General features: G+C 41.3%; 8 protein-coding genes. 2 read left to right on the top strand and 6 right to left on the bottom strand.

Features of this window, described 5'->3' with window-relative positions:
* Positions 1-52 precede the first annotated feature (52 nt).
* The 5 genes from ACK1I8_RS19160 to ACK1I8_RS19140 form a co-directional block, all read right to left on the bottom strand.
* Entirely contained in the window at positions 53-1897 is a 1845-nt protein-coding gene (locus ACK1I8_RS19160) for a RagB/SusD family nutrient uptake outer membrane protein (protein ID WP_412466883.1), read from the bottom strand.
* An 11-nt stretch (positions 1898-1908) separates the two neighbouring features.
* Positions 1909-5376, bottom strand: coding sequence for a SusC/RagA family TonB-linked outer membrane protein (locus ACK1I8_RS19155; protein ID WP_412466882.1), 3468 nt, complete (start codon positions 5374-5376; stop codon positions 1909-1911).
* A 270-nt stretch (positions 5377-5646) separates the two neighbouring features.
* Positions 5647-6444 carry a DUF4397 domain-containing protein gene (locus ACK1I8_RS19150; protein ID WP_412466881.1) on the bottom strand — a complete coding sequence of 266 codons (798 nt, stop codon included), beginning with the start codon at positions 6442-6444 and terminating at the stop codon, positions 5647-5649.
* A 24-nt stretch (positions 6445-6468) separates the two neighbouring features.
* Complete coding sequence (locus tag ACK1I8_RS19145) at positions 6469-8079, bottom strand: SusD/RagB family nutrient-binding outer membrane lipoprotein (RefSeq protein WP_412466880.1); 1611 nt, start codon at positions 8077-8079, stop codon at positions 6469-6471.
* Positions 8080-8087: 8 nt separating this feature from the next.
* Positions 8088-11168, bottom strand: coding sequence for a SusC/RagA family TonB-linked outer membrane protein (locus ACK1I8_RS19140; protein ID WP_412466879.1), 3081 nt, complete (start codon positions 11166-11168; stop codon positions 8088-8090).
* A gap of 242 nt (positions 11169-11410) precedes the next feature.
* Between ACK1I8_RS19140 and ACK1I8_RS19135 the strand changes: the two genes are divergently transcribed.
* On the top strand, positions 11411-12157 hold the full coding sequence (locus ACK1I8_RS19135) for a DeoR/GlpR family DNA-binding transcription regulator (RefSeq protein ID WP_412466878.1): 747 nt from the start codon (positions 11411-11413) through the stop codon (positions 12155-12157).
* A gap of 94 nt (positions 12158-12251) precedes the next feature.
* On the opposite strand, the gene ACK1I8_RS19130 is transcribed toward ACK1I8_RS19135, so the two are convergent.
* Complete coding sequence (locus ACK1I8_RS19130) at positions 12252-13448, bottom strand: anhydro-N-acetylmuramic acid kinase (RefSeq protein WP_412466877.1); 1197 nt, start codon at positions 13446-13448, stop codon at positions 12252-12254.
* A gap of 152 nt (positions 13449-13600) precedes the next feature.
* Between ACK1I8_RS19130 and nagB the strand changes: the two genes are divergently transcribed.
* Positions 13601-15526 carry a glucosamine-6-phosphate deaminase gene (gene nagB / locus ACK1I8_RS19125; RefSeq protein WP_412466876.1) on the top strand — a complete coding sequence of 642 codons (1926 nt, stop codon included), beginning with the start codon at positions 13601-13603 and terminating at the stop codon, positions 15524-15526.
* The last annotated feature ends 209 nt before the right edge of the window (positions 15527-15735 follow it).

The following is a 15735-nucleotide window of genomic DNA, read 5'->3' as shown; positions in this document are numbered from 1 at the left end:
CCAAAAATTAATTTGAAGAGGCTTTCTAAATAATTAAAAATAATCTAAAACATTACCAACCTGCCGTTTGCGTAAGTTTATAGCCTTTTTCCTGATATTGAATAATTTGCGCCTGACCCACAGGTGCCAGGTAAGCTCTATCTGTAAATGCATTTCTATTTGATGCATTGGTAACCATCCAGTAACCTACCATGGCTGCTGCATTGGTACCATCATAAGTAACTACAGTACCATCAGCTTTTTTAACCTTAACATTGCGTGCGGTTGCATTAGCGGTGGTTAAATAACTAGGTGCCTCAACCTGTACGTTTACCCACGGGCCTAAATAATAATCAGGATTTCTACTGAAATCCATGTTATTCAGCTTTTTCCAACGCTTCAAATCCAATAAACGGGTATGTTCAAATACAAACTCCATACGGCGTTCTCTACGGATTTCCCAGATCAGATCAGGAACATCAGCATCTTTCGCCGGATCAACCGGAAGCGAACCTAACATTAATGGTGCTGTTTTTAACACCCCCTTTGCAGCAGCGGCTGCATCCAACGGACGGCTCCTAATGGCATTTATTGATTTATTCAGATCAGATTGTGTAATGGCTGCGCCTGAATAATATTGGGCCAGTACAGCTTTTGCTTCTATCCAGTTTAGTACTACTTCAGCCAAACGCATTACCGGCGCATCGCTGGTATTGGTGTTACTGCCCCAGGCAGCAGGATAAGTTTTGCCTATATAGGTTAATGCCTCTCTCGAAGCAAATTTAAACCCATAAAGCAAAGTTGCTGAAGGCACCAGTGCTTTATCGTAAAATGAAGCTTCAAAACGTGGATCTCTTGTTTTTACAAGATCGGCAATGGTAAAAGAATTCGCTCCTGCAACCGAAGAGTTTTGCCATACTTTACCATCATTAAGAAGAAACGATTTAACCAACACCAAATTCGCATCAACACCAACAATCTCGGTTCCATTTTGGTAAGAACCTATGCTATGTGTAACGGCTAGTGCAGCATCATATGTTCTATAAAGCAATACTTCCGGATGTCCGGCTAAATTATCGCTTGAAAACAAGGATTTAAAATCGCGGGTGAAACTATATTTATTACTATTGATCACGTAATCGCCTGCTTCTACGGCAAATTCCAGGTATTTTTTTGCCCTGGCTGCATCTAAGCCGTGGTAATGCTCATAGGTACCTTCGAACAACATAAACCTTGAAATAAATGCCGCGGCAATATATTTATTCAGGAATTGCGCACCGTCATTATCACGCATATTAGCCATAACATACTTAAAATCATCATATACCTTATCCATTACCACACCTCTTGCGTCTCGGTCTTTGTACAGAGTTGGCAGATCGGTATCCAAAACCTCTTTATCAAAATAAGGAACATCACCAAAAACACTTACCAAACGGCTATATTCAAAACCCCTAAAAAACCGGGCAACAGCTGTCCAATGGTTATAGGCTTCAGTTGTGATTTTTGGTTTGGCCACGTCGTTTAAACGGGCTAACATGATATTTGATTTTCTAACCCAGGCGAAATCCCATGTTGGGCCTGCATAAGTACCTAACCAATCAGCTGTTTCCGATGTAGAACCCCTTGAGGTTGGCACACTGCTTTCAAAGCTGGTTTGGGCATTTTTTCCCGTTAAATCATCAGAGAAATTGTAACCCCTTACCGGTGTATAATCCACTCCGAAGCCCGAATTATATCCGTTAAAATAGTTCGTGTAATAAGCATTGGCATACATGCGGATATCGTCCTCACCTCGCCAAAATTGCCCGTCAACATAATCGGTTAAAGGTGGGCGGTCAAGGACATCTTTCTTACAAGACACAAACAGTAAGCTAGCCAGTATTGGCAATCCGTATATGTATTTAAAATATTTCATCTTCATAATTTTTAAAAATTCAACTGAACACCAAATGAGACACTTTTAAAGGCCGGGATCCCTGTTCCTGTACGGCCACCATTATAATTTGACTGATCCCAGATCGAATAACCACTAACACTTTCAGGATCTATCGGTAAATCGCCCAAATGATCCCAGGTAAAGAAATTCTCTAAGGCAGTATATACCCTTAATGAACTTATACCTACTTTTTTAGTCATCATTTGCGGAAAAGTATAACCAACGGTTAAATTTTTCAATCTGATATAAGCCATGTTTAGCAAATACCTGTCCTGAATCTGCATGTTGTTAGTGGTTCCACTTGCCGCATTATTATAAGCAGCCGGATAAAAAGCGTCAGGCGTTTGCGGCGTCCAGTAGTTGCTTGCAATGGCTTCTGGCATCGCACCATCAGCAGAGTTAAATCCAGGGATAGCTAAAAAACCGGCACCCCAGATTTTACGGCTTCCTACCCCCTGGAAAAATGCACTGATATCAACTCCTTTAAAATCGGCACCTAGTCTAAATCCGTATTCATACCTTGGGTTGGCATTGCCAATTACCTCTAAATCGCCGTGATTTGCCAGCGTACCATCACCATTGCTGATTTCTCCATCACCATTAACGTCAATAAATTTAACATCCCCAGGGCCAAAACGGAAGGTTGCTGCATTTTGTAAAAAAGGCTGATAAACGGGTTTTTCGCCATTTGGACCAGGCTTTAATTTATAGGCCTGCTTACCGGCATTTAATTTACTTTCGGCATTGGTTAGGGTTATTAAAATTGGTTTGCCGGAACCATCCAGTTCAAAATCACTGAGCTGATATAACCGATCGGTACGGTATCCCCAAATCTCGCCAATATCTTTACCGTTGTAATTGCCCGTAACCTGCGTTCCTGAACCATAAGCATTTAATATAGTTTTGGCATCAGAAATATTTCCTCTAAAATTAATACCTAAACCATTTTTAAACCTGTGGTTAAAATCTAAGGTTAACTCCCAACCCCTGGTTGACAATGAGCCATAATTACCCTGTGGCGCACCCGCTCCAAAAGTTAGCGGAATGCCTTCCTGTGGTACGATCATATTATTCGTATTTCTTTTGAAAACATCAAAAGAAACATTTACTTTATTGCTTAGCATTGTTGCATCAACACCAAAGTTGGTGGTCACAATATCTTGCCATTGAATATTGGCAGCAACAGCAGCAGGTGTACCAACATAATTCACTTTTGCACCGTTTGCTCCGATCCAGGTCGACTGTCCACTAGGCATAGTTGAAATATATAAGCCATTCGGTACAGTTTGGTCACCGATGGAGCCCCAGGATCCCCTAAATTTTAACTGATTTAAGAAAGGTTTGGTAAAAGCCATGAAACTTTCTTCGCTGGCTACCCAGCCTGCAGAGAATGATTGAAACCATCTCCATTGCAAATCGGTAGGAAACTTAGAAGAACCATCATAACGCAGGTTACCTTCAATAAGGTATTTGTTTTTAAAGGCGTAGTTTACACGGCCGAAATAGCCTAACTGCGCCTCCCATCTTTTATCGGCACCAGGAATATTAATTCCACCAGGTATAATACCCATTGCAGCTGTAGCAGGAAGAACAGTTTGTACTCCCGTACCAAATTTAAACTGTGGATTAATAATATCAGCTAAATTGGTAATCTGCCCAAATTGCGATTCAGCTGTAGAGGCAACACGGTTTAAACCTAAAATAAATTTAAAATCGTGATCTTGTTTCAGGTTTAGATTATAGGTGGTAAATGCATTAATGGTATGGCTGAAAAAGTTGGTTGCCGACCTTGCAAAATGATCTGGACTTGAGCCAGGCGTAGTGTACATATCCAATGAGAGATCATAAGCGGCCATGGCTCCCGGACTAGTACTTGATACCACCTGACCCTGATCGTTAACATAAACAGGGGCGCCATTTGCATCTAAACGTGCTTTCGGTGCAACCCATGAGTTTCTGGCGGTAAATCGGGTACCTGGTCTTTTCCAATCTTCATTCTGATTGGTGAAGGTATAATCAAAATCAACTTTCCAGTTTTTCATGATATTAACCGTGGTTCCTAAATTTACATTAGCATAGTTCAATAAGATGTTAGCCGTATTTGCGGAAGCCACTTCGCTTTGCGGACTACGGATCAGATCTCCGTTTTCATCTTTTCCAAGCGGATATAATGAACTCCATCTGTACAGGTAAAGCCATGGATCGGCTGTTGTAGAGCTAGTGGTATAAGCATACTGCTTATTTCTTCGCGAGTATAATGCACCTCCACGGATGGTAAGGTATTTGTTGATCTCACTTGAAATTTTAAAAGAGGCATTATAGCGTGTAAAACGGTCTTCTTTTGCTGGCTTTAACATGCCGCTCTGGTCAAGCAGGCCAAGCCCGATGTTGTAAGAGGTTTTTCCGGTTGTACCCCCAACTGAAAGGTTATGCTGCTGCGTAGGCGCCCATTCTTTAATCATGTAATCATACGGATCATAAGTCCTCACGCCCATTTTCTGGTTAGCCCCCTGTACATACCAATCTCTGCCGAACACGGTTGGGTCATCCGGACCGATTGTGCTGCCATATTTTTCTTTCCAGGCCACTGCTTTCTCGTAGCTTGCTCTGTCTACATAATAAAATGCACCAACAGGAGTAGTTATTCCTACGCGTTCAGCTGCATCAACGGTATATTTCAAACCATTCACATCGGCCATCTTTAGATCTTTCCAAACGTTTTGAAATGAAAAGTTGTTAGAATAGTTGATTGATGGCTTATCCGTGCCCGATCCTTGTTTGGTTGTAATTAACACGACACCAAAAGCAGCTTTAGCCCCATAAATTGAAGCCGCAGCAGCATCTTTAAGAACTGTGATGGAAGCGATATCGTTTGGGTTAACCAACTGGATACTTGGAATTTCTACATTATCCAACAAAATCAAAGGAGCACTACCGCCAGCGAAAGATGCAAGCTGCCCCCTGATTTTTATCACGGGATCAGAGCCAATTTCGCCGCTTGGAACAGTAACACTTAAGCCGGATGCTGCTCCCTGAAGCGCCCTACCTACATCAGCAATCGGCCTGCCTTCTAATGTCTTTTTAACATCAATAGTAGAAACCGCACCGGTAAGATTACCTTTGCGTTGGGTTCCATAACCTACTACTACTACCTCATCCAACCCCTGGGCATCAGTTTTTAAACTTACATTAATGATTTTAGCCGTACCAACTGTTTTTTCGGCAGTTATATAGCCAATGTAAGAGAACACGAGTATGCTGCCACTAGCGGCGTTGATGGAGTAACTTCCGTCAGCGTTTGTTTGCGCAACCGTATTACTGCCTTTAACTCTTACAGAAACGCCCGGCACGGGTCCATCTTCTGATGTAACCTTACCTGTAATGGTAATTTGTTGCGCAAAGGCATGGGCCAGCAACAAAAATATACCAAGAAAGATTGATAGTAGTTTTTTTTTCATAAACACCTAGTTAATGCTATTTGTTGTTAGTTTAATTCTCAAACACGCATAATACCGCATATTCCTGAATTTTAAGTAAATATCATAATTGTTTTTCACTTATTTGCAAATCCTTAGGCGGTTAATTTTGTAATTAGTTTGATATTATTGCAAAAAACCGCACAAAAGCGCAATGAAATGTATTTCAGCCTATTTTAATTTTTTTAAATTTTACTAAAAAAGCCGCCTGCTATACTAGCGGCGGCTTAAACTAAAACAAAAGAGACAAAATTATCTGATCAGAAAAAAGGATACGTATGGCCTCCGTGGGGCAGTGGTGATACCACTGTAACCACTGGCAAAAATGGTATACACTCGTTGATTTAAGAATGTGCTTGCGCTGGTATAATTGGCCAAAACAGTTGCTGTGGTTACAGCTGCCCCAGCTGGTCTGATTTTCCAGGTTTTTGATTGTGCTGACCTTAATTTAATCTCATTACTGATACTTAAATAATTTACGTTTCCTGCAATCAGCGAATCTTTCGTGTTATCTGAAGCACTGGTTCCGTAATATAGATCTACGGAAGGGACATTAGGCATCAGGTTAATAAAACGGTATTTACAATATGCCGTATCCGGCCTCACGAAACTTTCTTCCGTTAACACATTTTTGGTAAAGGCCGCAGTATCTGTAATGTGGGCAACATAATTTTTACCTGCCTCGATTTGAAAAGTTGTACTATACAATACCAGCGAATCTGTACCGTCATCCTTCTTTTTAGGAAGAATGATAGACAGTTTTAAGTTTCCAGGCGTTACCGCCAGAAAATCGGCAGTTGAACTGCCCCCCGTGTTGAACCCACCACCAGGAAATGGTGTACGCGCGGTAATTACGCTACTCACCCTTTTATCATTAATTTTAATGGCTATCGCCCTGTTATTATAATAATAGGAGGCATAATTTACCTTTAATAATGCCTGGTCACTGGTCAACTTTTCGGTATCACCATAATCGAGTACGTTTTTAGTACAACCCGCCAAAGCCATAGCAATGAACAGACCGGTGAATAAGTTAGAAAATATCTTCATGTTGGTATATTTTAAAATAAAACGTTATGGCTGGCTGAACCATGTTTCTTTAGTCATATAATCAGGTTCTAAACCGCCCCACTTCCTGAGTTCTTCGGTATTCCAAACATATTCGGAGTTATAACGGGGCCTAAAACGGTAGGCATATTTACCACCCAGCAAAAGATCTGCCGCAGGAATCTGATAAAATTGCCTAAAAACATTAGCATCGTAATGGTATTTCCGTAGATCAGTCCACTGCTCTAAACCGGCCCAGCCCCATTGCGCAATATATTTCTGCCCCATAATATCGGCCATGGTTAAGGTGGCTGCACTTTGTGCCACCTCAGTGGAAGTTAAATAAGTATTAATCTCCGCATCGGTAATTATCGGATCGGGTGTTTTGGAAGAACGGCCATAAGTATTGCAAAAAACCATATGACCAGCAATACCCTCTCTATATGCCGTATAGGCATCAGTGGTTTTTCCTTGTAAAAACAATGCTTCCGCCTTCGCAAACCGCAATTGTGAATAAGTCATGATTGGATACCTGGCAGCATCTGCAAAAATATATTTGCCGTTATAAATGGTAGCGCCTGCCGGGATTGAACCAAACACAATCGGAAGGCCCGATGTACTGCTCCCCTGAGTTGGTACTCCGGCAATGTACCTGCCCAAAGTAGCGGTAGCTGTACTTGCAGGCAACATTCTGCTTAAACGCGGGTCAAGCGAACTTGTTGGGTTTACCGTAGGCGTTCCCTTCACTCCGCCCGCAAGATAATTTAAGATCGTAGTAGAAATCCTTCCGTAATAAGTAGCAGTTGCTCCGGCAGTGTTGATATAGCCTAACGTAGGGCCAAAAGGATTGGTATCATCCTGGCTAGCGGCCGAGAAGTAAACCGTTGCAGATTCAGACTCGTTAGCAAAAGATAAGTTGACATACTTCACTACACTGTCGGCATACATAGTTTTAAACTCCGGTTTGTTGATCAAATGGCTATATTGCAATGCATAAATGGCATAAACGAATTTGCGCCATTTGGCCATATCTCCTTTATAAATCCCATCCCCGGTAACGCTAGCCAACTGCGTTGCATAGTTTAACGGACTTTTCATCACAGCGTATTTTAAGGACTGCTCGCAATAGAAACGGACTTTCGCGTAAACGTCTGGCTGGTCGTGATAAGGAAATTTTAACATCCCTGGTGTAAAAGCCTCATCCAAAATAATCGGCCCATACAAATCTGTGGTTTGTTGATAAGCCCAGGCTTTAATGGCGTAGCCAATTGCCGCATATTCGTATTTCTGGTTGGTCACTGCGTCATTAATCAAATTCTCCAGATTCAAGCCAAGATCTACATAAGTCATCCTCCAGATCACTCCTCCATTATCACTATTGGCTACAAAAGAATGTTTTTCGGGGTTAAGTGATGCAATATCTGTGGAGGCACCGATCATGTTCTGGGTAAACTTCCACAGCAAACGATAATCCTGCGACGTTCCGTTTGTCATTTGGAATAAAATCGGTGGAAGCAACAATTCTGCCTTACTGGTTTGCGGTACGGCAGGGTTGGTATTGATATCAAGGTATTTTTTACATCCCCCAACCGTTAATAATATTGCCGCAGCAATATACAATTTATATAATCTTTTCATATTATTCACTATAATTTAACCCTAAATCCTACGTTAAAACCAATCGGCTTACCTACGTTGCCATAATCGATACCATAACCTCCGATACCGCCCACACCTGGTGAGTTGGAATTGCTCTCCGGATCACCACCAGAATAGTTGGTGATCAGAATTGAATCGGTTACCGTAAAAAAGGCACCAAAGCTTTGGATAAATCCGATACGCTTAACCAATGACGGCGGAAAATCGTAAGCCAAAGTAACATCCCTTAAACGGAGCGTATTGATATTTTTCTCTACGAACATCTCTGGTGCAACATTTAAAGAGTAATAGTTAGAAGCATAATATGGCGTTACCGCAATGGTATTTACCGTTGGATTTGCGGTGTTCTGCAAACCATCGTTCAGTACGCCGGTAATAATCCTCGGCACTTCCCTATCCAATGTTTTAACACTGATTCCTTTAATATAAGAAGCATACTCCGTACCGTTAACCACATCGCCTCCGTGCCTGAAATCCCATAGGAAAGAGAGGTTAAAGCCTTTATAACTAAATCTGTTTACAAAACCTAAAGTGAATTTTGGATTTCTGTCGCCAATCGGATAAAACTGGGTATCAGTAACTGATGGTAAACCTGAAGATGGGTTGATCAGGATATCACCCCTATTATTACGGGCAAACCTGGTACCACTGATTGCACCTGTACTATAACCCGGATGTACTGCACTTCTAATGTCGCCCACTACCCAGGTATCAGATTCGTAAAGCTCAGGAAGTTCATTAGCCAGCGATAATACCACACCACGGTTGCGGGTAAAGTTTAAAGTGGTATTCCAATTAAAATCTTTTCCTTTAATCGGAGTACCGGTTAATTGCACTTCAACACCCCGGTTACGTACCGTACCACCATTCATCATTTCTAAAACGAACCCCGTACCATAACTTAAGCGCGGATTAATGATCTGATCTTTACTCAACAGGTTATAATAGTTAAAATCTAATCCGATGCGATTTTTCAGAAACTGCATTTCCGTACCAATTTCAAAATTTTCTGATACCTCTGGTTTTAAGTTTGGGTTACCGCCATAGTATGAGTAAGCATAACCGCCACCGGTAAATCTTTTGGCCTCATAGTTTGTGCCGGTGGAATATTCTCTCCAGGGTTCTTTACCGGTTAAGGCATAAGAAGCCCTCAACTTACCATTATCCAACCATGGCAGAGCAGTTTTTACACTAGCGAGATCACTGAAATTAAAGGCCAAACTTGCAGATGGATAGGCAAAGTATGGATTGTTCGGCATTAACCGTGAAGCACCATCAACCCTGCCCGATAAAGTTAAGTAAAGCAAGGTTTTATATCCTAAAATAGCCTGAGCAAAAGCACCCACAGTACGGTAACGGTTTACATAAGTTAATGTGCGCTGCGTGGAAGGCAGGGTGTTGTTGATACTGTAAAAATTAGGATCGTACATATTCGTTCCACGCTGAGAATCAGTAGTGGAATTATAATCGTTAAATGTAGCACCAATCACATAGGTATTGTTAAAATCGCCAAATTTATGTTTGGCTGAAGCTGTTAACGATCCGTTAAATATTTTCGCCAATTGACCGTAAGTCATTACTGTACCGCCCGTGGGAGCGGCAGCGGAACCCGAACCGCGGTAAGATTGGGCATGATATACTGACAATCCTTTCGTATTTGCAATATCAGCCCCAATGATACCATTAATACGCAACCATTTCAAAGGGGTCAGCTCTACATTGGTATTGGCAATTAAACGGTTAACTTTATCGTTATTTATGTTTTTAGTTACGTCCCAGAGTGGATTATCAAATTCTGAATAAATGCTCGCCAGGTGTAAAATCCGGTTTCCGTTGGCATCCTGATAATCCTGAACATTATAGGCCGAACTAAAACGCATCAACTGCAACAGCGAACCATTAGCACCCTTATTGGCCTTATCATTATTGGAATTGATGTAATTGAAGGTAGTAGTGAGTTTTAAAATCGGAGAAATGGTCCCTACGGCGGTTACCCTTGAGGAAATCCGGGTGTAACTGGTTGTAGGAATTGTTCCTTTTGAATCGGTATACTCATTAGACCAGCGGTAAGAGAATTTATCGGTTCCACCTTCAAACGATAAATTGTGTTTTTGCGTAAAACCCGTTTCAAAAAAATTGTGGATGTTGTCATAAAGCGGTGTATTAGGCAAAAATGCGGGACCGAAAAAGTTAGATGAGCCGCCATCATAAACCCCATTAGAAGCCCCGGTATTGTACTTGGTCTGTATTTCAGGAAATTTATTCAATTGTTCTACCCTGAAAGAATTGTTGTAATTGATGGTTCCACGCCCTGCTTTACCTTTTTTTGTGGTAATTAAAATGGCGCCGCTGGCACCAGCGCTTCCGTATAATGCAGTTGCCTCCGGGCCTTTCATGATCACGTAACTTTCAATATCGTTGGGATTGATATCCATACCCCTGTTTGAATAATCCTGATCTCTGTTTGCCGCCCCCGAAACAAGTTCTCTTGTTTGGTTTAATGTACTATTGTTGATCGGAACCCCATCTACAACAATCAGTGCATTGTTATCGCCACTTATAGAAACAAAGCCCCGCAAAACTATCTGCGCAGAAGCACCAGGATTGCCATTGGTACTGTTAATTGATAAACCCGGTACGCGACCCTGTAAACCACCAAAAAAATCGTTTCGTTGGGTCTCTGCTACTTCTGATCCTGAAACCTTTGGAGTTGAATAACCCAGCGATTTGGCATCACGATCAATCCCGTAAGCGGTAACTACCACCTCGTTCAGGTTGCTGGCATCGGAGACAAGCGTAACATTAATGGTTGTACTGGCACCTACAGCCCGCTCTACAGTTTTATATCCAATGTAAGAAAAAACCAATACATCGGTTTTAGATGCTTTTATAGAATAATTTCCCGTAGCATTGGTCTGTGAAACGGTGCTGCTCCCTTTTACGCGGATGGAAACGCCCGGAATGGGCCCGTCAGCAGCGCTGACCTTACCGGTTATAATCTGCTGTGCAAAAATCTGTGCAGACAGCATAATAATACCGATAAAACTAAAAAGTAGTTTTTTCATCATAATTAGTTAATAAGAAGTTTGGTTACTGAAGTTATTGTTTGTTATTGGCTTGCAAAAAACGCAAATTCACGCATTTTTAATTTAGTTAAGTAAATATGATGAATGTTTTTGATATAAAAAACAAATAGACAAGATTTTTCCTATAATCAAACCATATTTTATTGCATAAACACGCAAAAACGCGCAACATGTAAAAAAATCTAAAAAACTTTTATACTTTCGCTAAAACCAAAACATCTACTATGCTGAAAAAAGAACGCCATGACTTCATCATGCGACAGATTAATTTGCACAACCGTGTATTAACCTCCGATCTGGTGCAGTTGCTCAATGTCTCGGAAGACACCATCAGAAGGGATTTACAGGAACTTGTTGATGAAAACCTGCTTTATAAAGTGCATGGAGGTGCTTTATCCAAATCGTATCACAGTTCTTTTGATGATAGTACGGTATATGCACGCGATAGTAAAATCGCCATCGGCAAAAAAGCCGTTCGGCTGATCAAGGATGGAATGGTGGTTTTAACGGGCGGCGGAACAACGATTCTGGAGTTTGTAAAATTACTTCCAAAAGGATTATCAGCCACTTTTTGTACCATTAGTCCGCTGGTGGCAGTAGAACTGGCCAAATACAACAATATCGAAGTAATTTTAATCGGAGGTCTGTTTTCGAAAAATTCGCAGGTGACTTATGGTGGACAGGTCATTACACAACTATCTGAAATAAAAGCCGATTTATGTTTAATGGGTACCAGCGCTATACACCCTGAAGAAGGCTTAACAGATACCTATTGGGAGATTAACCAACTTAAAAAAGCGATGTTGGCCTGTGCAAAAAGAACTGCAGTGTTATGTATCTCCGAAAAACTTGATATTGCTTTAAGATTAAGGGTTTGTCCGATAGAAAGCATTAGTTATTTGATTACCGAGCTGGATGTAGATCACGAATCGCTTTCCCGTTATAAAGAAAAGGAATTGAATATTTTATAAATATATATATTCTTCGGGATGATTGAAAATAGAAAGTTCAATAATTACATTATACCCGCGTTTTTGAATAAGGAATCAGGACTAACTTTACAACTTATTCGGGCAAACTGATTTTACCCATGCAAACCGATGGCACACCTTGCCGGTTGCCAAAATTAACCGGCGCCCCGCAAAGCGTTTCGTTGGCCAGTACCGCAAATAAAACAGCCTCTTTCGCATCAGGATTGATATTTAAACGCTCCGTACTTAAGAATTTACAAAATGGCAGCTTAGTTTGAAGCAGCTGAACAAGCAATGGATTGTGCATTCCACCACCACTGATAAACACCTTCAGCCCGGCATCCTCTCCAACACAGTTTTTTATCGCATTGGCAATAGCTTCTGCAGAAAAGTGACATAAAGTGGCCATTACATCTTCTTTGCTTAGATTTGTTGTTAAAGATTGTTCTTGCGCCTTTATCAAATACTCCAGGTTAAATAATTCCGGCCCCGTAGTTTTAGGAAAATCCAGTGCAAGAAAATCACCCTCAAGCAAAGCCGCCAATAGTTTGGAGTTTGAACAACCACTTTGTGCAACAGCCCCATTTTTATCATAAAACTGATTAAAATATTTTTGCATGTATTGGTCCATCAGGGTATTGCCAGGGCCCACATCAGTTGAAAAAATTTCACTGGCATCAATATTCCCCGGTAAGTAGGTAAAATTAGCTATGCCTCCAATATTTAGCATCACACGGTCTTCTCCAGCCTTCGAAAACATCAGATAATCTCCATACACCGCCAGCGGAGCGCCTTCACCCCCCGTAGCAAGGTGTTTCTGCCTAAAATCAGAAAGGGTAATGATTCCTGTATTAACAGCGAGATGGTCGCCATCACCAATCTGTAGTGTGCCATTAGGATAATCAGCCAGTTGGTGCAAAGATTTTGGTGCATGGAATATAGTTTGTCCGTGGCTGGCAATAAAATCGATGTCCTCGTTTTTATACCCCCATTCCTTTAAAGCTTCATTGATTAACTGAGAGTGGATGTTTGCAATGTACTCGTTCATCAGGCAAACCAATTGTAAATCGACCTCCTTTTTGGAGAATATGGCTTTTATTTTGGCCCTGAAATCAGCCGTATAATTACCTGTTTTAAATTTTAAAACCCTGATATCAGTTTCAGCACCGCTTTTCTTGACCGAACAAAGGGCAATATCAAGCCCATCCATAGAAGTTCCACTCATCAACCCGATAATTAAACGTTCTGGCTTGCCTGCTTTAGCATATAACTTTTGGATCTGTTGGTTCATATTGATTTTTATCTTAAAAAGATCAAACGTTTGTGTAACCCCTTAATTGGATTTTATGTAAATACTTGCAATAAATGTAAATAACCTTTGTTAGAAATTGGGCATAACTTTTTATATTTACTGCTCCGTACATTAAAATCCATATAAAAAAAATGGCTAGATTAAATCTACTGGAGGAGACACGTTTCGAGAAATTACCCGTAAGCGTGTTCGAAAATCCAAAAATTGCTTCAATTAATGTGGCACATCGCATTGCCGAGCTCATTAAATCAAAACAAGCAAACAACGCACCTGCAGTACTGGGCTTAGCAACAGGTGTTACCCCAATTGCAGTTTATGCCGAACTGGTTAGGCTGCACAAGGAAGAGGGCTTAAGTTTTAAAAACGTAATTACTTTTAACCTGGATGAATATTATCCAATGGCACCGACTGCGGCGCAGAGTTATGTTACGTTTATGAACGAAAACCTTTTCAATCATATCGATATTGACAAAAAGAATGTCCACATCCCTGATGGTACGCTTGCACTGGAAGATATTCCGGCTTTTTGCTTGGAATATGAAAAGAAAATAGGCGATCTCGGTGGTCTTGACATCCAAATTTTAGGAATTGGCCGTACCGGCCACATCGGTTTTAACGAGCCGGGTTCTGCACCAAATTCTGGTACCCGCTTGGTTACTTTAGATGATTTGACACGCCGCGATGCGGCACGTGATTTTGGCGGAAAAAGTTTTGTACCAACAAAAGCCATTACCATGGGTATCGGTACAATTTTTAAAGCGAGAGAAATTATATTGATGGCCTGGAGCCGTAAAAAAGCTTCCATTATCAAAAAAGCCGTTGAAGGCGAAATTTCGGGCGAAGTTCCGGCAACTTACCTCCAGCTTTCTGATCATGTAGAGTTTATCCTCGATGCTCCTGCAGCTTCAGAACTTACCCGTTTCGATACGCCATGGCTGGTTAAAGATTGCGTCTGGACAGATACCTTAATCCGTAAAGCAGTGATCTGGTTGGCCAATACGTTAAAAAAACCGATATTAAAATTAACGGAAGACGATTATAACAATAACGGTATGGCGCAACTGGCTACCGAAAAAGGACCAGTTTACAACATCAACATCCATATCTTTAATAAGTTACAACACACCATCACCGGCTGGCCAGGCGGCAAACCAAATGCCGACGATTCTCAACGTCCGGAAAGGGCTGAGCCTGCACAGAAAAATGTTATCATTTTCTCTCCCCATCCGGATGATGATGTGATCTCCATGGGAGGTACTTTCCTTCGGTTGGTTGATCAGGGACACAACGTACACGTAGCTTACCAAACCTCTGGCAATACTGCGGTATGGGATGACGACGCCCTTCGTTTTGTGGAATTTAACGTAGATTTTACGGAGAAAATGGGCATGGACAATGCGCACTTAAAGGACCTTTATAACAACATGAGAGCCTTTATTGAGCAGAAAAAACCAAACCAGATCGATACGCCGGAGATACAGACAGTTAAAGGGCTCATCAGAAAAGGCGAAGCTATTGCCGGTGCAAGATATTGCGGGTTAGAAGATGACCACATCCACTTCCAGGCACTTCCTTTCTATGAAAGTGGTAAGGTTCAGAAAAACCCGGTAACTGATGCTGATATCGAACTCACTATAGCGCTATTACAGCAGGTAAAACCTCAACAGGTTTATGCTGCCGGCGATTTTGAAGATCCCCACGGAACGCATATTGTCTGTTTCAAAATTGTTTTGGAAGCACTAAAACGCTTGCGTAAAACCGAAGCCTGGGCGCAAGATTGCTGGTTATGGATGTACCGCGGTGCATGGCATGAGTTTGAAACACATGAAATTGAAATGGCGGTTCCAATTTCTCCGCAGGAGCTCGAACGCAAGAAATATGCAATTTTCAAACACCAGAGTCAGAAAGATAGAGCTGTTTTCCCTGGTGATGATGCAAGAGAGTTCTGGCAGCGGGCTGAAGACCGTAACCGGGATACCGCAAAAGCTTATGATGAGCTTGGACTTGCAGAATACGAAGCGATGGAAGCTTTTGTCCGCTGGAAATTTAAAGATTAACTTAAAATAATACTAAACCTGCTTTGTTAGCTCAAAGCAGGATTTTTTTTGCCCAACCTGCGAAATTTTGAAAGTCGTAAGCGCGGAAAGACTTCGCAGGCTTCTATATTCAAAAAAATGCTTTATTTCGGTATCATTAGCCATCCCTGTATACCATTATTAAAATGGAAGATGATAAATATTCTCCACTTAATGTTTATCTGTATAAC

The sequence above is a fragment of the Pedobacter sp. KLB.chiD genome (genome assembly GCF_047040275.1).
Classification (GTDB): domain Bacteria; phylum Bacteroidota; class Bacteroidia; order Sphingobacteriales; family Sphingobacteriaceae; genus Pedobacter.
Note: the sequence above shows the minus strand (reverse complement) of the source record. Positions and strands in the feature narration are given on the sequence as shown.

Excerpts from the sequence above, each read along its gene's own strand:
- ACK1I8_RS19130 (WP_412466877.1), bottom strand. The coding sequence starts at position 13,448 with ATGAACCAACAGATCCAAAAGTTATATGCTAAAGCAGGCAAGCCAGAA.
- ACK1I8_RS19145 (WP_412466880.1), bottom strand. The coding sequence starts at position 8,079 with ATGAAAAGATTATATAAATTGTATATTGCTGCGGCAATATTATTAACG.
- ACK1I8_RS19155 (WP_412466882.1), bottom strand. The coding sequence starts at position 5,376 with ATGAAAAAAAAACTACTATCAATCTTTCTTGGTATATTTTTGTTGCTG.
- nagB (WP_412466876.1), top strand. The coding sequence starts at position 13,601 with ATGGCTAGATTAAATCTACTGGAGGAGACACGTTTCGAGAAATTACCC.
- ACK1I8_RS19135 (WP_412466878.1), top strand. The coding sequence starts at position 11,411 with ATGCTGAAAAAAGAACGCCATGACTTCATCATGCGACAGATTAATTTG.
- ACK1I8_RS19150 (WP_412466881.1), bottom strand. The coding sequence starts at position 6,444 with ATGAAGATATTTTCTAACTTATTCACCGGTCTGTTCATTGCTATGGCT.
- ACK1I8_RS19140 (WP_412466879.1), bottom strand. The coding sequence starts at position 11,168 with ATGATGAAAAAACTACTTTTTAGTTTTATCGGTATTATTATGCTGTCT.
- ACK1I8_RS19160 (WP_412466883.1), bottom strand. The coding sequence starts at position 1,897 with ATGAAATATTTTAAATACATATACGGATTGCCAATACTGGCTAGCTTA.